Annotated in this window: 15 protein-coding genes; 4 read left to right on the top strand and 11 right to left on the bottom strand. The window is 72.5% G+C overall.

Going from position 1 to position 18037, the window contains the following annotated elements; all coding sequences use genetic code 11:
* Positions 1-130: 130 nt before the first annotated feature.
* Complete coding sequence (locus tag ACZ6K0_RS15320) at positions 131-859, top strand: MBL fold metallo-hydrolase (RefSeq protein WP_376405998.1); 729 nt, start codon at positions 131-133, stop codon at positions 857-859.
* 10 nt (positions 860-869) lie between these two features.
* A complete protein-coding gene (locus tag ACZ6K0_RS15315) occupies positions 870-1676 on the top strand; it encodes a DUF3097 domain-containing protein (protein ID WP_376405996.1) in 807 nt (268 codons plus the stop codon).
* 123 nt (positions 1677-1799) lie between these two features.
* Here the strand turns inward: ACZ6K0_RS15315 and hemW are convergent, their stop codons facing one another.
* The 3 genes from hemW to lepA all read right to left on the bottom strand — a co-directional run bounded on the left by hemW (position 1800) and on the right by lepA (position 7108).
* On the bottom strand, positions 1800-3032 hold the full coding sequence (gene hemW, locus ACZ6K0_RS15310; protein ID WP_469233512.1) for a radical SAM family heme chaperone HemW: 1233 nt from the start codon (positions 3030-3032) through the stop codon (positions 1800-1802).
* An 89-nt stretch (positions 3033-3121) separates the two neighbouring features.
* A complete protein-coding gene (locus ACZ6K0_RS15305) occupies positions 3122-4999 on the bottom strand; it encodes an AMP-dependent synthetase/ligase (RefSeq protein ID WP_469233513.1) in 1878 nt (625 codons plus the stop codon).
* Positions 5000-5242: 243 nt separating this feature from the next.
* A complete protein-coding gene (gene lepA, locus ACZ6K0_RS15300; protein WP_469233515.1) occupies positions 5243-7108 on the bottom strand; it encodes a translation elongation factor 4 in 1866 nt (621 codons plus the stop codon).
* A gap of 184 nt (positions 7109-7292) precedes the next feature.
* Between lepA and rpsT the strand changes: the two genes are divergently transcribed.
* Positions 7293-7559 carry a 30S ribosomal protein S20 gene (gene rpsT / locus ACZ6K0_RS15295; protein ID WP_317595090.1) on the top strand — a complete coding sequence of 89 codons (267 nt, stop codon included), beginning with the start codon at positions 7293-7295 and terminating at the stop codon, positions 7557-7559.
* A 717-nt stretch (positions 7560-8276) separates the two neighbouring features.
* On the opposite strand, the gene holA is transcribed toward rpsT, so the two are convergent.
* Entirely contained in the window at positions 8277-9266 is a 990-nt protein-coding gene (gene holA, locus ACZ6K0_RS15290; RefSeq protein ID WP_469233517.1) for a DNA polymerase III subunit delta, read from the bottom strand.
* Positions 9267-9325: 59 nt separating this feature from the next.
* Here holA and ACZ6K0_RS15285 point away from each other — a divergent pair, with 59 nt between their 5' ends.
* Positions 9326-9589, top strand: coding sequence for a hypothetical protein (locus tag ACZ6K0_RS15285; protein ID WP_376405986.1), 264 nt, complete (start codon positions 9326-9328; stop codon positions 9587-9589).
* Between the two features lie 16 nt (positions 9590-9605).
* On the opposite strand, the gene ACZ6K0_RS15280 is transcribed toward ACZ6K0_RS15285, so the two are convergent.
* From ACZ6K0_RS15280 to ACZ6K0_RS15250, 7 genes are all read right to left on the bottom strand, one after another.
* Positions 9606-10490 carry a YceI family protein gene (locus ACZ6K0_RS15280; RefSeq protein ID WP_376405984.1) on the bottom strand — a complete coding sequence of 295 codons (885 nt, stop codon included), beginning with the start codon at positions 10488-10490 and terminating at the stop codon, positions 9606-9608.
* Between the two features lie 104 nt (positions 10491-10594).
* The gene (locus ACZ6K0_RS15275; RefSeq protein WP_469233520.1) at positions 10595-11425 is read right to left on the bottom strand and encodes an arylamine N-acetyltransferase family protein; all 831 of its coding nucleotides are present in this window, start codon (positions 11423-11425) and stop codon (positions 10595-10597) included.
* Between the two features lie 27 nt (positions 11426-11452).
* Positions 11453-12721 carry an MFS transporter gene (locus tag ACZ6K0_RS15270; protein ID WP_376405980.1) on the bottom strand — a complete coding sequence of 423 codons (1269 nt, stop codon included), beginning with the start codon at positions 12719-12721 and terminating at the stop codon, positions 11453-11455.
* A 5-nt stretch (positions 12722-12726) separates the two neighbouring features.
* Positions 12727-13356: a winged helix-turn-helix domain-containing protein gene (locus ACZ6K0_RS15265; protein WP_376405978.1), complete on the bottom strand. Its 630-nt coding sequence runs from the start codon at positions 13354-13356 to the stop codon at positions 12727-12729.
* 95 nt (positions 13357-13451) lie between these two features.
* On the bottom strand, positions 13452-15941 hold the full coding sequence (locus tag ACZ6K0_RS15260; protein WP_469233522.1) for a ComEC/Rec2 family competence protein: 2490 nt from the start codon (positions 15939-15941) through the stop codon (positions 13452-13454).
* Entirely contained in the window at positions 15938-16606 is a 669-nt protein-coding gene (locus ACZ6K0_RS15255; protein WP_376405974.1) for a ComEA family DNA-binding protein, read from the bottom strand. Before ACZ6K0_RS15255 ends, ACZ6K0_RS15260 begins: the two co-directional genes overlap by 4 nt.
* A gap of 462 nt (positions 16607-17068) precedes the next feature.
* A complete protein-coding gene (locus ACZ6K0_RS15250; RefSeq protein ID WP_376405972.1) occupies positions 17069-17914 on the bottom strand; it encodes a DegV family protein in 846 nt (281 codons plus the stop codon).
* Between the last annotated feature and the right edge of the window lie 123 nt (positions 17915-18037).

The raw sequence follows: 18037 nt of genomic DNA, 5'->3' as shown, positions 1-18037 counted from the left end.
GTTCCGGATGCTCCGGTTGCTCCGGTTTTGGCACTCACCCTGCCCGAGTGCCAGCAATCCCCCGGCCAGTGTACGGCGGCGGGCAACGCTCCTGGCAAGGAGGCGGGGGCGCACCGGTTAGCGTCGCCCCATGGACATCGATTGGGAAGCGTACGGCTGGGAGCGGCTGGGGGACGGAGTGGGCCGACGCCGGCTGCCCGGCTGGGACGCCACGGTGGGCCTGGTCGTGGGCGCGAAGGGGCTGCTGCTGTACGACACGGGCTCGACGCTCGCGGAGGGCGCCGAGCTGCGCGGCCAGATCGCGGCGTTGACGGACGGCCGAAGAGTGACGCACATCGCACTGAGCCACCCGCACTTCGACCACGTCTTCGGCACGGCGGCGTTCGCGGGCGCGGAGGTCTTCGGCGCGGTGGGGGTGGACGAGTTGCTGAGCCGGGAGCGGGACCGGGAGGACCTGCGCAAGGACGCGATGGCGCAGGGGGTCGACGAGCGGGCGGCGACGGAGGCCGCCGACGTCCTGGTGAGCCCGCGGCACGTGGTCTCCGGGGAGTGGACGCTCGACCTGGGCGGTCGGCAGGTGCTCCTGGCGAACGTCGGCCCGGGCCACACGGGCCACGATCTGGCGCTCTTCGTCCCCGGGGAGCGCGAGGTCGTCTTCTGCGGGGATCTGGTGGAGGAGTCGGGCGAGCCGCAGGCGGGCCCGGACGCGATCCCGTCCCGCTGGCCGGACGCGCTGGACCGGCTGCTGTCGCTGGGCGGCGAGGACGCGGTGTACGTACCGGGCCACGGGGCGACGGTCGACGCCACGTTCGTCCGGACACAGCGCGAGGAACTGGCACGCCGCTTCGCCGTGTCATAACCTCGCCCAAATGCGCAGCTACGACCCGGACCTGACACCTGCTTGGAAGCGGTCGGCCCCCGTCCCGGAGGTCCCGGCGGACCACGACCTCGTCGTCGAGGAAGTCTCCACGGGCTTCTGCGGGGCGGTGATCCGCTGCGAGGCGGGCACGGTGACCCTGGAGGACCGCTTCGGCAAGCACCGGGTCTTCCCGATGGAGCCGCGCGGCTTCCTCCTGGAGGGCCGGGTGGTCACCCTGGTCCGCCCGTCCGCCGCCGCCCCGGTACGCCCCACCCGTACGGCGTCCGGCTCGGTCGCGGTGCCGGGCGCGCGGGCCCGGGTCGCCCGGGCGGGCCGCATCTACGTCGAGGGCCGGCACGACGCCGAACTCGTCGAACGGGTCTGGGGCGACGACCTCCGCATCGAGGGCGTGGTCGTGGAGTACCTGGAGGGCGTCGACGACCTGCCGTCGATCGTGGCCGAGTTCGGCCCGGCCCCGGACGCCCGCCTGGGCGTCCTGGTGGACCACCTGGTCCCGGGCTCGAAGGAGTCGAGGATCGCCGCGCAGGTGACGTCCCCGGACGTCCTGGTGGTCGGCCACCCGTACATCGACATCTGGGAGGCCGTGAAGCCGTCCTCGGTGGGCATCAGGGCCTGGCCGAGGGTCCCGCACGGCCAGGACTGGAAGACGGGCGTCTGCCACGCCCTGGGCTGGCCCTCGGACAACACCGGCGCGGTATGGCAGGCGATCCTCAAGCGCGTGAACTCCTACAAGGACCTGGAGCCGGAGCTGCTGGGCCGCGTGGAGGAACTGATCGACTTCGTGACGGCGCCCTAGCGAGCCCCCGCCCGTTGTGGGCATTCGTTCCGCCGGGGCGGAACGGGTGGGCACAACGGGACGGCTCCCTTGCGGGAGCCTCCGCCCCCGCACCCCGCACCCCGCACCCCGACGCGCGGCGCCCTAGTCCACCAGGTCCCGCACGACCGCGTCCGCGAGCAGCCGACCCCGCAGCGTCAGAACGGCCCGCCCGGCCTCGTACGACGCGGGGTCGAGTCGCCCGTCCGCCAGCGCCCGCGCGGCCGCCGCAAGCCCCGCCGGCTTGAGGATCGACAGCTCGACGCCGTCCCGGAGCCGCAGCTCCAGCAGGATCCGCTCCACGCGCCGGTCCTCCTCCGCGAGGATCTCCCGCCCCGCGCCCGGCGACTTCCCGGCGGCCAGGGCCGCCGCGTACGTCCCGGGGTGCTTCACGTTCCACCAGCGGACGCCCCCGACGTGCGAGTGCGCCCCGGGCCCCGCGCCCCACCAGTCGGCGCCGCGCCAGTACAGCTCGTTGTGGAGGCAGCGCCCGGCCTCCGAGGTGGCCCAGTTGGACACCTCGTACCAGGAGAAGCCCGCCTTCTCGAAGGCCTCTTCGGCGATCAGGTACCGGTCGGCGTGGACGTCGTCGTCGGTCATCGGCACCTCCCCGCGCCGGATGCGACGCGCGAGCTGCGTGCCTTCCTCGACGATCAGCGCGTACGCGCTGACGTGGTCGGGCCCCGCGCCGATCGCCGCGTCGAGCGACGCCCGCCAGTCGTCGTCGGTCTCCCCGGGCGTGCCGTAGATGAGGTCCAGGTTGACGTGGTCGAAGCCGGCGGCCCGCGCCTCGGCGACGCACGCCTCGGGGCGCCCGGGGGTGTGCGTACGGTCGAGGATCTTCAGGACGTGCTGCTTCGCGCTCTGCATGCCGAAGGAGATCCGGTTGAAGCCGCCCTCCCGCAGCTCGGCGAGGTACGCCGGGTTCACGGACTCCGGATTGGCCTCCGTCGTCACCTCGGCGCCGTCCGCGAGCCCGAACTCGTCACGGATCGCCCCCAGCATCCGTACGAGGTCCCCGGCGGCGAGCAGCGTCGGCGTGCCGCCGCCGACGAAGACGGTCCGCACCGGCCGGGGGTCGTCGCCGAGGACCTTCCGGGCGAGCCGGATCTCCTCGACGACCTGCTCGGCGTAGTTGTCCCGGGAGGCGAGCACCCCGCCCGTACCGCGCAGCTCGCTCGCCGTGTACGTGTTGAAGTCGCAGTAGCCGCACCGCGTCGCGCAGTACGGCACGTGCAGATAGAACCCGAGCGGCCGCTCCCCCGCCCCTTCGAGGGCGTGCGGGGGCAGCGCCCCGTCGTCGGGAACGGACTCACCATCGGGCAGTACGGAAGGCATGAGCCCATTGTCCCGTACTGCCCGAGGAAACCGACCGACCTGTGGACAACCAAGGTCCGCGCAGGTCAGGACCGGGGCCGGGAGAGGGTTCAGGACTCGCGCGAGCCCGCGTACATCTCCTCGATGAGCCCCTTGTACTCCCGCTCCACGACCGGCCGCTTCAGCTTCAGCGACGGCGTCAGCTCGCCGTGCTCGATGTCGAGGTCGCGCGGCAGCAGGCGGAACTTCTTGATCGTCTGCCAGCGCTGGAGGCCTTCGTTGAGGCGGTCGACGTAGCCCTGGATGAGCTTCTGGGTCTGCGGGGCGGCGACGACCTCGGCGTACGTCCTGCCCGCGAGCTCGTGGTCGGCGGCCCAGCCGAGGATGGAGGGCTCGTCGAGGGAGATCAGGGCGGTGCAGAAGTTCCGGTCGGCGCCGTGGACCAGGATGTTCGAGACGAACGGGCAGACGGCCTTGAACTGACCCTCGACCTCGGCCGGCGCGATGTACTTGCCGCCGGACGTCTTGATCAGGTCCTTCTTGCGGTCGGTGATCCGGAGGTAGCCGTCGGCCGAGAGCTCGCCGATGTCGCCGGTGTGGAACCAGCCGTCGGACTCCAGGACCTCGACCGTCTTCTCCGGCAGGCCGTGGTAGCCCTCCATGACGCCGGGGCCGCGCAGCAGGATCTCGCCGTCGTCGGCGATCCGGACCTCGGTGCCGGGGAGCGGCTTGCCGACGGTGCCGGTGCGGTAGGCCTCGCCCGGGTTGACGAAGGAGGCGGCGGAGGTCTCCGTGAGGCCGTAGCCCTCCAGGATGTGGATGCCGGCGCCGGCGAAGAAGTAGCCGATGTCGGGGGCGAGCGCGGCGGAGCCGGAGATGCAGGCGCGCAGGTTGCCGCCGAAGGCCTCGCGGATCTTGCTGTAGACGAGGACGTCGGCGACCTTGTGCTTGGCGGTGAGGCCGAAGGGCGCGGAGGCGGTGCCCGTGCGGCGGAAGTTGTCCTGGGTGGCCTTGGCGTACTCGCGGGCGACGTCGGCGGCCCACAGGAAGATCTTGTACTTGGCGCCGCCGGCGGCGCGGGCCTTGGCGGCGACCCCGTTGTAGACCTTCTCGAAGATGCGGGGCACGGCCGCCATGTAGGTCGGCTGGACCACCGGCAGGTTCTCGATGATCTTCTCCACCCGGCCGTCGAGGGCGGTGACGTGCCCGACCTCGATCTGACCCGAGGTGAGGACCTTGCCGAAGACGTGGGCGAGCGGCAGCCACAGGTACTGGACGTCGTCCTGGGTGACGAGGCCGGTGGCGGCGATGGCCTTGGCCATGTACGACCAGTTGTCGTGCGGGAGGCGGACGCCCTTGGGGCGGCCGGTGGTGCCCGAGGTGTAGATGAGGGTCGCGAGCTGCGTGGAGGTGATCGCGGCGACCCGCTCCTTGACGGACTCGGGGTGCTTCTCCAGGTAGGCGCGACCGCGCGTCTCCAGGTCGGCGAGGGAGAGGACCCAGTCGCCGTCGGTCTCCACGCCCTCGGCGTCGATGACGACCACGTGCCGGAGGTCCGGCAGGTCGGCGCGGCGCTCGACGGCCTTGGCGAGCTGGGTCGCGTCCTCGGCGATGAGGACCCTGGACTCGGAGTCGGAGAGGATGAACGCCGACTCCTCGGCGTTGGTCGACGGGTAGACCGTGGTGGTCGCGGCGCCCGCGCACATCACGCCGAGGTCGGCGAGGACCCACTCCACCCGGGTGGAGGAGGCGAGCGCGACGCGTTCCTCGGGCTGGACGCCGAGGTCGACGAGGCCGGCGGCGATCGCGTAGACCCGATCGGCGGCCTGCCCCCAACTGAGCGACTTCCAGTCGTCGGGACCGGTACCGGAGGCGGCGGGCACCGGGTACCGGTACGCCTCCGCGTCGGGAGTCCGTTCGACGCGCTCAAGGAAGAGGGTCGCCACGGAGGGCGGCCGGTTCTCGATCAGGGTCTGTGTGTCGCTCACGACGTCCTCCGGGCGGCGGCGGTGCCTGCTGGCGGTGCGTAACTACGTAACCGTCTACGTGACTGCCTACGTAACTAACTGGCGAGTAACCTTCGATTCGGGATCAGAGTAAAGGGCCGGGGACCGGCGCGTAAGGGCTTGCAAGGCGCCGCTTCATAACGAACGGGTCCATGCGCCGTCGGCACATGGACCCGTTAGATGCACAGAGCAGCTACTCGCCGCCGCTCCTCGCCGACCCGTCGGCTACTTCTTCTTGCCGGTGGACTCGTCGCTCGACAGGACGGCGATGAAGGCCTCCTGCGGCACCTCCACCGAGCCGACCATCTTCATGCGCTTCTTGCCTTCCTTCTGCTTCTCCAGCAACTTCCGCTTACGGGAGATGTCACCGCCGTAGCACTTGGCGAGGACGTCCTTGCGGATGGCGCGGATGGTCTCGCGGGCGATGACCCGGGAGCCGATCGCGGCCTGGATCGGCACCTCGAAGGCCTGCCGCGGGATGAGCTCGCGCAGCTTGGCGACGAGCCGCACACCGTAGGCGTACGCGGCGTCCTTGTGGGTGACGGCGGAGAAGGCGTCGACCTTGTCGCCGTGCAGCAGGATGTCGACCTTGACCAGGCTGGAGGCCTGCTCGCCCGTGGGCTCGTAGTCGAGGGAGGCGTAACCGCGCGTCTTGGACTTCAGCTGGTCGAAGAAGTCGAAGACGATCTCGGCGAGGGGCAGGGTGTAGCGGATCTCGACCCGGTCCTCGGAGAGGTAGTCCATGCCGATCAGCGTGCCGCGACGGGTCTGGCACAGCTCCATGATCGCGCCGATGAACTCGCTCGGGGCCAGGATCGTGGCGCGCACGACCGGCTCGAACACGTCGTCGATCTTGCCCTCGGGGAACTCGCTCGGGTTGGTGACCGTGTGCTCGCTGCCGTCCTCCATGACCACGCGGTAGACCACGTTGGGGGCGGTGGCGATCAGATCCAGCCCGAACTCGCGCTCGAGCCGCTCACGAATGACGTCGAGGTGGAGGAGTCCCAGGAAGCCGACGCGGAAGCCGAAGCCGAGCGCGGCGGAGGTCTCCGGCTCGTAGACGAGCGCGGCGTCGTTGAGCTGGAGCTTGTCGAGGGCCTCGCGGAGGTCCGGGTACTCCGAGCCGTCCAGCGGGTAGAGGCCCGAGAACACCATCGGCTTGGGGTCCTTGTAGCCGCCGAGGGCCTCGGTCGCGCCCTTGTGCAGGGAGGTGATCGTGTCACCGACCTTGGACTGGCGGACGTCCTTCACACCGGTGATGAGGTAGCCGACCTCACCGACGCCGAGACCGTCGGACGGCGTCATCTCCGGAGACGAGACACCGATCTCCAGCAGCTCGTGGGTGGCGCCGGTCGACATCATCTTGATGCGCTCGCGCTTGTTGAGCTGCCCGTCGATGACTCGCACGTACGTCACGACACCCCGGTACGAGTCGTACACGGAGTCGAAGATCATCGCGCGGGCGGGGGCGTCGGCGACGCCGACCGGGGCGGGAACATCGCGAACGACCCGGTCGAGCAGCGCGTCGACACCGACACCGGTCTTCGCGGAGACCTTGAGGACGTCCTCCGGCTGGCAGCCGATGAGGTTGGCCAGCTCCTCGGAGAACTTCTCCGGCTGGGCGGCCGGCAGGTCGATCTTGTTCAGCACGGGAACGATGGTGAGGTCGTTCTCCATCGCCAGGTACAGGTTGGCCAGGGTCTGCGCCTCGATGCCCTGGGCCGCGTCGACCAGCAGGACCGTGCCCTCACAGGCCGCGAGCGAACGCGAGACCTCGTAGGTGAAGTCGACGTGCCCGGGCGTGTCGATCATGTTCAGGATGTGCGTACGACCCTCACCCTGCCCGTCGGTCGGGGCCCACGGCAGTCGGACCGCCTGGGACTTGATCGTGATGCCGCGCTCCCGCTCGATGTCCATCCGGTCGAGATACTGGGCACGCATCTGCCGCTGGTCGACCACACCGGTGAGCTGGAGCATCCGGTCGGCGAGCGTGGACTTGCCGTGGTCGATGTGCGCGATGATGCAGAAGTTGCGGATCAGAGCCGGGTCGGTACGGCTCGGCTCGGGCACGTTGGTAGGAGTCGCGGGCACGCAGGGTCTCGTCTCGGGGCGATGTCGGATCGATACGTAGGCTCCATGGTCCCATGCCCGCCGCCCTGTGCCCGGTTTGGGCGGCCCCGAGGGTGACTGGTACTGTGGACAGCTGTGTCTCGTGTGCCCTCTCAGCTGCGAGTCACACTCCAGAAGGAACATCGAACCTGTAAAGGCTCTTTTCGTGGCGAACATCAAGTCCCAGATCAAGCGGAACAAGACCAACGAGAAGGCGCGCCTGCGTAACAAGGCCGTCAAGTCGTCGCTCAAGACCGCGATCCGCAAGGCCCGTGAGGCTGTCGCCGCCGGCGACCTCGAGAAGGCCACCGTTGCCACTCGCGCCGCCTCGCGTCAGCTCGACAAGGCTGTCTCGAAGGGTGTCATCCACAAGAACGCCGCCGCCAACAAGAAGTCGGCGCTGGCGATCAAGGTTTCCTCCCTCCAGGGCTGAGCTCTGATGTAACCGGTCGTACGGGACCCAGCGGGCCCTCTCTCCCGCTCCCGCCCGACCACGCAGGACTCGCACGCGGACGCGTTCGCCACGCGGGTGCGAGCCCACCAGTCTTACCCCGAAGGCCCCGGCCACTCCTCCCCAGGAGCGCCCGGGGCCTTCGGCGCGTCCAGCACCGGGGACACACGGTCAAAACGGCCACTGCCCCCACCGGCGCCTGCGGACCGAAGCCCCCGCTGACCTGCGGCGGGGGGGGCGACGCCCCAAGGCCCCACGGCACGAAGCAGCCGCTGCCCCACTGACGCCACTGCGGCGCGAAGCTGCCGCTGACCTCGCTGGGGGCGAACTTCCAGGACCCGCGGCGCGCCGCTGCCGCTGTCTCCCCGGGGGTCCGGGGGCGGAGCCCCCGGGAAACTCACCTCATCCCCCACCAGCCCCCCGGCAGGGTTTCGGGAAGGGGTGGGGTGGGGGAACCCGCTCCGACACCAGCCACGAACCACCCCGCACCGCCCCACAACCCCGGCCCAGCTCAGCCCCGCCCCACAACCCCGGCCCAGCTCAGCCCCGCCCCACAACCCCGGCCCAGCTCAGCCCCGCCCAGCTCAGCCCGGCCCGGCACAGGCCCGCCCAGCTCAGTCCGGCCCAGCAGGGCCAGGCACAGGCACAGGCCCGCCCAGTTCAGCCCGGCCCAGCAGGGCCGGGCACAGGCGCAGCCCCCTACTCCCGCCGCAGCCGCGCCGCCCGCGCCACCGCCACAACCGCCTTCTCCAGGGCGTACTCCGGGTCGTCGCCCCCGCCCTTCACCCCCGCGTCCGCCTCCGCGATCGCCCGCAGCGCGAGGGACACCCCGTCCGGGGTCCACCCCCGCATCTGCTGCCGCACGCGGTCGATCTTCCAGGGCGGCATGCCCAGCTCACGTGCCAGATCCGCCGGCCGCCCACCCCGCGCCGACGAGAGCTTGCCGATCGCCCGTACGCCCTGCGCCAGCGCGCTGGTGATGAGCACCGGCGCCACCCCGGTGGACAGCGACCAGCGCAGCGCCTCCAGGGCCTCCGCCGCCCGCCCCTCCACGGCCCGGTCGGCCACGTTGAACGACGAGGCCTCCGCGCGGCCGGTGTAGTACCGCCCGACGACCGCCTCGTCGATCGTCCCGTCGACGTCCGACGTCAGCTGCGCGCACGCGGACGCCAGCTCCCGCAGGTCGCTGCCGATGGAGTCCACCAGCGCCTGGCACGCCTCCGGCGTCGCCGCGCGCCCGAGCGCCCGGAACTCCTGCCGGACGAACGTCAGCCGCTCCGCCGGCTTCGTCGTCTTCGGGCAGGCCACCTCCCGCGCCCCCGCCTTGCGCGCGGCGTCGAGCAGGCCCTTGCCCTTCGCTCCGCCGGCGTGGAGCAGGACGAGCGAGATGTCCTCGACCGGGTCGTCGAGGTAGCCCTTGACGTCCTTGATCGTGTCGGCGGAGAGGTCCTGCGCGTTCCGCACGACGAGGACCTTGCGCTCGGCGAAGAGCGACGGGCTGGTCAGCTCGGCCAGCGACCCGGGCTGGAGCTGGTCGGAGGTGAGGTCGCGCACGTCCGTGTCGGCGTCGGCGGCCCGGGCGGCCGCCACCACCTCCTGGACGACGCGGTCGAGGAGCAGGTCCTCCTGCCCCACGGCGAGCGTCACGGGGCCGAGGAGGTCGTCGGGGGAAGTCTTTCTGGTGGCCATCGCGATCCAGCATCCCACGGGCCACTGACAGCCATGCCCGACGCCGGCGTCCTCCGGCCATGCCCGAGAATGGCGCGGTGAGCGAACGACGACACGTACTGGTACTCCCCGACCGCGACTCCGCCGAGGAGGTCGCCCAGGAACTCCCCGACCGCTTCGGCGTGGCCGAGGCCCCGCAGCTCGTCCGCGACGCCCTGGCCGGCGAGGACGACGCCGAGGACGCCCAGTGGCTGGTGGTCGTCGAGGACCCGGACGGCCGGCTCGACGCGGCGGCGCTCGACGACCTCGCCGCCGAGTACGAGGGCTGGCTGGAAGCCCCGTAACCCCTGGCGCGGCCTTCTACGCGGTCTTGGGCACGATCTGGATGTCGAGGTCGATGCTGATGCTGGACCCGACGGCCGCGATCCCGCGCGCGAGCAGCGTCTGCCACGTGAGGGTGAAGTCCTCCCGGTGCAGCTCGGTGGTGGCCCGGCAGGCCCCCCGCGTCTCGCCCTCAAGGCCGTTCCCGAGGCCCAGGTACCGGGTGTCGAGCGTCACCGTGCGACTCACTCCGTGAAGGGTGAGCGCCCCGGTGACGGCCCAGCGGTTACCGCCCCGGTGGACGAAGCGCTCGCTGTAGAACTCCAGCGTCGGGTACACGCCGACGTCGAGGAAGTCGCCCGAGCGCAGATGGTCGTCGCGCATCTGCACCCCGGTGTCGATGGAGGCCGCGTCGATGACGACGTGCATCGCCGACTGCTCCATGCGGTCGGCGATCCGCACCGCGCCGGCGAAGCTGTTGAACCGGCCGTGGATCCGCGCGAGGCCGATGTGGCGGGCGGTGAAGCCGATCTGCGAGTGCGTCGGGTCGATCTCCCAGTCACCCGGCTCCGGGAGCTGCGGCTGCGGCGCGACCTGGAGCAGGACGTCGCCGACGCCCGTGTGTCCGCCCTCGGTGACGACGGCGCTGCCGTGGTACGGCGTGTAGCCCTCGGCGGTGACCGCGAGCCGGTACTCGCCCGCCGGTACGGTCGCGAGCGCCGTGCCGTACGGGTCGGTCTCCCCGCCCAGCACCTTGCGGCCCGCGCCGTCACTGAGGACGAACTCGGCCTGCCGGACCGGTTCGTGTACCGGGTCGATGACCCGGCAGGTCAGCACGCCCGCCGAGGCGGGCACCGCGAGACCGGCGAGCGGGCCGCCCCGCGCCGCCCCCGCCGCCCGCTTCCCGAAGAGACGATCGAACATTCTTCACGCACCCCCGCATGACTCGTTCACTATGCAACGAAGTCGCATTCGATCACCGTTGAGGCGTTCGAGGCAAACGAGCCAAGTGTTACCGAGGGTCCGAATTAGGCATTCCGCTTCTCGACGACCGGCAGCTCGCCGAGCACGATGCCGAACAGGTCCCGGTACGCGCCCCGCACCTCCTCGTCCCCGTCGAGCACCCGCTCGACGCGCTCCCCGTGGGCGCGGGTGATCAGCTTGCGGTCGCTGAGGGTGATCCGGCCCTCCTCCGTGAGCAGGGAGCAGACGAGGGACCGCGGAAAGTGCGAGTCGGGCGAGGTCCGGTGGTACCAGGCGCCGGCCGTGAAGTCCGCGAGCTCGCGGGGCCGCACCTCCAGCCGGTACTGCGGCTTCCCGTCCCGCAACACATCCAGATCGCCGACATCGCCACCGGCGGCCTCCTGGATACGGAACACCCCGCCCGGGTCCGCCTGGTCCCCGCGCTCGTCGAAGGACAGCGGGTGGTGGCTGTGGTCACCGAAGCCGACGTCGGCCAGCCATCGCTCCCCGTCCGCCGTCTCCACGAGCAGCGCCATGTGGTCGTACGGGATCCCGAGCTTCCCCTCCCCGTCGATGACGCGCGCCTGAAGCAGCGAGACCCGGTAACCGAGCTCCCGCAGCAGGACGGCGAACGTGGTGTTGATCTCGTAGCAGAAGCCGCCCCTGCGGCCGGCGACCACCTTGTCGACCAGTGCCTTCTCGTCCAGGACGATGTCCTCGCCGAGGTGGATCGAGAGGTTCTCGAAGGGCACGCTCAGCAGGTGCCGCACGTGCAGCTCGCGCAGAGCGGCGCCGTCCGCACGGGCGGGCCGCCGAGCGCCGATCCGCGCCAGGTAGGCGTCGGCGTCCGAGGGGGCAGGCGCCGACGGGGTGGGGGCGTCCGGTTCAGTGGTCATACCGACAGTCTCGCTCCTCCCGCATGCTCACGCGGCCCCGACGGGCGTCGACTCCTGCTCAGTCACGGGCAGTTCACGCATCCGTGCCAGCGGCGAAGGCAGCAGCCAGAGCACGGCGAGCACGGCTCCGCCGGTGGCGATCCACAGCGTCGGGCGCAGCCCGATCGCGGTGCCGAGCAGGCCTCCGACGAGCGCGCCGAGAGGCCGGAAGCCGTGGTTGAGCGTGCGGTACGCGCCCATGACCCGGGCTCGTACGGCGTCGGGAATCACCGCCATCTGGAACGACCCCGCGGCGATGTCCACGATCATCACGGCGACGCAGGAGAGGAACTCGGCCACGAACAGCACCGCCACCACCAGCGGAAGCGGCCCGTCGGCCAGGGGTATCAGGAGCAGGGGCAGCGTGAACCCGAGGAAGCCGACGACGAGCGAGGCACCGATGCCGATCCGCCGGACGACCGCCCCGCTGCACGCGGCTCCGATGAGTCCGCCCACCGCTCCGGCTCCGAGGATCAGGCCGAGCAGTCCGGCGCCGATGCCGAGTTCGGCGGTCGCGTAGAGCACGAAGAGGGTGTGGAACATGTAGTTGAAGAACTGGACCGTGCCGGAGGAGGCGAACAGCGCGCGCATCGACGGGTTCTTGAGCACCCAGCGCAGTCCTTCGGTGAAGTGCCCCTTGACCACGGGGGCAGGCGGGGGTTCGACCGCCTTGATCCGGGCCAGGTACCCGGCCGACACCACGTAGGTGAGGGCGTCGGCGACCAGGGCGAAGGGCGCGGTGAGGACCTGCACGAGGACGCCCCCGATGCCGGGTCCCGCGAGCCAGGACATCGAACGGCTGCCGTTGACCAGAGCGTTCGCCTGTACGTACCGGTCGGTGGGCACGAGTGCCACGAGGAGCGTGGCGTTGCAGACCTCGAAGAGGACGGTGAGGGCGCCGATCCCGAAGGCCACCGCGTACAGCTGACCGAGCGTCAACGCGTCGAGCGCGTAGGCCACGGGGAGGGTCAGCACGAGCGCCGCCCGCCCGAGGTCCGCCGCGATCATGGCGCGCCTGCGGCGGGCCTGCCGGTCGGCCCAGGCGCCGAGCGGCAGGTTGAGCAGGAGGGCGGGGAGGAGTTCGGCGGTCTTGAGCCAGCCCATCTCGGCGGCGTCGGCGCCCAGGATCAGGACGGCGGCGAGCGGGAGGGCGATGAGCGAGATCTGGTCCCCGACGAGCGAGACGGTCTGTCCGGTCCAGTAGCGGCGGAAGGTCCGCTCGCGCAGCAGTGCCGGTATGCGTTCCACGAGGGCCATCTCGCTCACTCCTCTTCTTGTTCTCGGCGGTGGGGGAGGTCCTGCTCCAGGTAGGCGATGTGCAGGATGCTGACGGCCCGGGCGGCCTCGGGCCTGAGGGACGGGTCGGACTCGCGCCCCTCGTAGGGCCGGAGCAGTGCGCTCATCCGCTCTCCCAGGCCGGTCAGCTCCTCGGGGGTGAGGTAGAGCAGCGAGTCGCTGAACCGCTCGGCCTCGCGCCACTCCTTGGGCAGCGTGTGCCGGCGCTCCATGGCCCGGGTGACCCGCTCGAAGTAGCGCTCGGCGACGGCGCCCATGAGCGCGTCGGCGGCCTCCGTGACCGTGGCGTCCTCGCTGTACTCGGGCCACTCGGTGTACCGCGCGGTGGCCCGCCAGGGCTTCTCCCGCCCCCGACCCCCCGGCGCCTCCTCCACGAGGCCGTATTTGGCGAGTATCCGCAGGTGATAGGAGCAGCTGGCCACGGACTCACCGGTCAGCTCGGCGGCCTTGGTGGCGGTGAAGGGTCCGCTGCTGCGCAGCAGTCCCACCAGGGACATCCGCAGGGGGTGGGCGTAGGCCCGCAGGGCGCGCGGGTCGGTGAGGCGGATGCTGCGGGGCTGCTCGCCCTCGGGTCGCGGTTCGCTGATCTCCGGCATGATGGAAAGGTATCTTTAGAAAGACTTCTTTACAAGCGTTTCTTTACATGAAGCTCGCCCTCTCACTCCGATGGCTCACCCTCCGCCCCGACGACTCACGCTCCCCTCGGTACGGCCACGAGCCCGCGCCCCGCCCCCACCACGGCGATCGCCCCGTCCCGGTCGGTCCGCAGCACCCGCGCCCCGCCGGCCCGCAGGGCCTCCAGCGTCCGGGGTGAAGGATGCCCATACGGGTTGTCGTTTCCCACCGGAACCAGCGCGAGACGAGGCCGCGCCGCCCGTATCAGCCCCGGATCCTGGTGCGCGGACCCGTGGTGGGCGACCTTGAGCACGTCCACCGGCCCCAGCCCCGGACTGCTCCTCAGCAGCGCGCGCTGAGCCGGTGGTTCGAGGTCGCCCAGGAGCAGCAGACTCAGCCCTCCGGCGGCCCGGACGAGGAGGGTGACACTGGCGTCGTTCGCCCCGCCGGCCGACCCGTCGACCGGCCCGCCGGAACCCGCCGGCGGCCACAGGACCCACCATTCCAGGGCCCCGGCCCTCCGATGCTCCCCCGGCTGCGCACGGACCAACGGCACCCGCGCGGCGGCCGCCGTCCGCCGCACGAACGCGGCCTGGGCGGGCGGCTCTTCGAGCCCCGTGGTCTGGATCGCCCCCACCGACCGCCCCCGCAGCACCCCCGGCAGCCCGGCCACATGGTCGGCGTGGAAGTGCGTGAGCACCAGCAACGGAACCCGCCGCACCCCGAGCTCCCGCAGACAACGGTCCACCGGTACGGGATCGGGTCCCGCGTCAACCACGACGGCCGCGTCACCGCCCGCCGCCAGCACCGTCGCGTCCCCCTGCCCCACCTGGCACATCGCGAACACCCAGCCCGGCGGCGGCCATCCGGTGGCCCACCTCGTCAACGGCACCGGCCGCACCACGACGAGGAGGAGCAGCGCGGCGACGAGCCCGGCGATCCACCCCCGGTGCGGCAGTCTGCGCGCTCCGAGCAGGACGAGCACCGTGAGCAGCGCCAGGGCCAGCCCGCCCCACCACCCGCCCGGCCAGGCCAACTGGGCCCCCGGCAGCTCCCCGCCCGCACGGGCCACGCCCGCGATCCACCCGGCCGGCCACCCCGCCGCCCACGCCGCCCCCACCGCGGCCGGCTCCCACACCTGCGCGAGGGCGAGCGCGGCGAAGCCGAGCACCGTCGCGGGCGCGACCGCCAGTTCGGCGAAGAGGTTCGCCGGGATCGCCACCAGACTCACCCGGGCGGCGAAGACCACCACCACCGGCGCACACACCGCCTGCGCCGCGAGCGCCGCCGCCAGCGCCTCCGCGAGCCGCCCCGGCACCCGGCGCCGCCGCAGCGCCTCGCTCCACCGCGGGGCGACCGTCAGCAGCGACCCGGTGGCCAGCACCGAGAGCAGGAACCCGTAACTCCGCGCCAGCCAGGGGTCGTAGAGCACCAGGAGCAGGACGGCGGCGGCCAGCGCGGGGATCAGCGATCTCCGGCGCCCGGTGCCGATCGCCAGGAGCACGACGAGCCCGCAGGCCGCCGCCCGCAACACGCTCGGATCGGGCCGGCAGACCACCACGAAGGCCAGCGTCAGCGCTCCCCCGGCCACCGCGGTCGCCCGCAGCGAGAGCCCGATCCGGGGAGCGAGCCCGCCCCTCTCCACCTGGTGCGCCCTCCCGGGACGCCCGATGAGCAGGAGCAGGACGACGGAGAGATTGCTACCTGAGACGGCGAGGAGATGCGTGAGGTCGGTGGCCTCGAAGGCGTCCCGCAGGTCCGGCCCGATCCTGGACGTGTCCCCCACGACAAGGCCCGGCAACAGGGCCCTCGCATCCGGAGCGAGCCCCTCGGTCGCCCTCCGCAGCCCGGCTCGCAGCTCGCCCGCCGTGCGCTGCGGCGCGCTCGGCGGCCCCACGATCCGCGGCGGACCCGCCCCGTCGACCTTCAGCACCGCGGCGAACGGATCACCGGAACGCAACGGCGGCGCCAGCCGGGCTTCGACCCGCAGCCGGGTCGAGGGAAGGAGCCGCAGCCACTCCTCCCGCCCCTCCCCCGGCGGCACGATCAGCAGCACCGGCGCGCGCGTCCGGTGCGCCGCACCGTCCGACCGCTCGACGCGGGTCACCTCGCCGTCGAGGACGACCGAGACCGGCGCCATCGCGTTACCCCGCACCCGGGGCCGGGTGAGCCGTGGATCGGCGGTGACGGTGACCTCCACCTCCGCCCGGGCGTACTCCCGCGCCAGAGCCGGCACGGGACCCCGCCGCAGATCCGCCGCGTGCAGCCCCGCCGAGGCCGCCCCGGCCGCCGCACAGAGCAGGACCCCCGCGCACGCGGTCGCCCGCAACCTCCACCCGGGCGCCGCCGGGGACGTCCCCGGCCCGTCCGGCTCCCTTCCCGCGCCGCCCAGCCGCCGGGCCAGGGCCGGAACCAGCAGGAGGACAGCGCCCACCAGGCAGACCGTGACACCGACCACCGCCCACCACCCGGTGACGCCCACGGCACAGGCCGCGGCCGCCCAGGCCGCCACCGCGAGGGGAACGAGCCGCAGATCGGCCGGCCCCTCCGCCCCGGCCCGGTTCACGGCCGGACCAGCGTTTCGAGGTCGGCGAACCGGCGCTCCCCGATGCCGTTGACCTCCCGCAGCTCGGCCACCGACCGGAAGCCGCCGTGCTCCGCGCGATGGTCGACGATGTGCCGTGCGAGGACGGGACCGACCCCGGGCAGGGTGTCGAGCTGCTCCACGGTGGCCGCGTTGAGACTCAGCGGCGCCCCCGGCCCACCGGCCCCGGCCCCGGCACCGGCACCGCCGACGGCCACCCCCGGCAGCCCGACGAGGACCTGCTCGCCGTCCATGAGGACGCGGGCCCGGTTGATCCCGGTGAGATCGGCCCCGGGTTTCGCCCCGCCCGCGGCCCGCAGGGCATCCGCCACCCGCGAGCCCGCGGGCAGGGTCAGCACTCCGGGCCTGCGCACCGTGCCGCCGACGTCGACGACCACCTTCGCCCCGCCTGCCCCACCCACTCCAGGCGGCGGCCCCTGCTCGCTACCCGGCCGCGCCTGCCCCCCGGACACGGGCGCGGCGGGCGTGGCCGCCGCGGGGGCGGCACGGACGACCTCGGGGGCCCGCACCGGCTCCGGCCGCCCCGTCCAGAAGTACCCGCCCGCGAGGCCCGCGGCCACGAGCAGAATCACGGTCAGCGCGGCCAGAGCCCTCGGTTCGAGACCGCACCGCGTCTGCACCCACACCGGAGTCCGCTCCCGCACCGCCGCAGCCAGCCGCCCCCGGGGCCGTACCGGAGAACCACGCTCCGGCGCCTCCGGCGTCTCGGACCCGACCGACGGCGCCGACGGTACCGACGGCGCCGGCCGTGCCACCGGTGGGAACAGGGCGTCCCCCCGCCGCCGCACGACGGACCCGGGCACCTCGGCGACCCGGCGCACCCGGGCGCGCCCCCGGGCCCGCCCAGGAGGCACGCCGCGCCCTCCCGGGCGGCTGCGCCCGTCCGAACCCGGCGCCCTGCCGGGCCCGCTCGTCGGAGCTCCCGGCCTGTCCGCGACTCGGGTGGTGGTGATCGATGCGATACGTGTACGAAGAGCCATGCTCGTGACGGTAGAGAGCACGACCGCCCTGTGCGGGACTCACTCAAGTCCCGTGGACAAGCCTCCGGTTGTGGATATCTCCGTCACTCCCGTGGGGGACGGACGCGCTCAGCGCGGCGAGACGACGACCGCGAGAAGCCCCGGTCCCGTGTGCGCGCCGATGACGGCCCCCACCTCGCTGACGTGGAGTTCCTCGATGCCCGGGATCCGCTCCCTGAGCCGGTCGGCCAACACGGCGGCCCGTTCCGGCGCGGAGAGGTGGTGCACGGCGATGTCGACGGCGCCGGATCCGGCCCGCTCCACGGCGATCTCCTCCAGGCGGGCGATGGCCTTCGAGGCCGTCCGCACCTTCTCGCGCAGCTCGATCCGCCCGCCGTCGAGTTCGAGGAGCGGCTTCACCGCGAGCGCGGAGCCGAGCAGCGCCTGCGCGGTGCCGATGCGCCCGCCCCGGCGCAGATAGTCGAGCGTGTCGACGTAGAAGTAGGCGGAGGTTCCCGCGACGCGCTTCTCGGCCGCAGCGACGACCTCGTCGAGCGAGCCGTCCGCCTCCGCGACCTCCGCCGCGGCCAGGGCACAGAAGCCCAGCGCCATGCCGACCATGCGGGTGTCCACCACGCGCACCGGCACGGGGGCGTCCTTCGCCGCGAGCACGGCGGCGTCGTACGTCCCGGAGACCTCGGCGGACAGATGGAGCGAGACGACTCCCCGCGCCCCCGCCTCCGCCGCCTCGCGGTAGGCCGCGGCGAAGGTCTCCGGGCTCGGTCGCGAGGTGGTGACGGGCCGCCGCTTCTGCAGGGCCTCGGCGAGGGACCGGGCCGAGATCTCGGTGCCCTCCTCCAGCGCGCGGTCGCCGATGACGACGGTCAGCGGGACCGTCGTGATGGCGTGCCGATCCCTCGTCTGGGGTGGCAGGTAGGCCGTGGAATCGGTGACGATCGCGACATGCCGGGACATGAGCGGGAGGTTACCCGCCGGAGCCGCGGCGCGGCAGCCCGGCCCCCCGCCGGACGCCCCCGGCGTCTCCTACGGCACCACAGGCACAGCGCCACCAGGCACGGGCACCACGAAGCACGGCGA

This window comes from Streptomyces sp. NPDC042346, from assembly GCF_055581845.1.
This window is presented reverse-complemented; position numbering and strand designations above follow the sequence as displayed.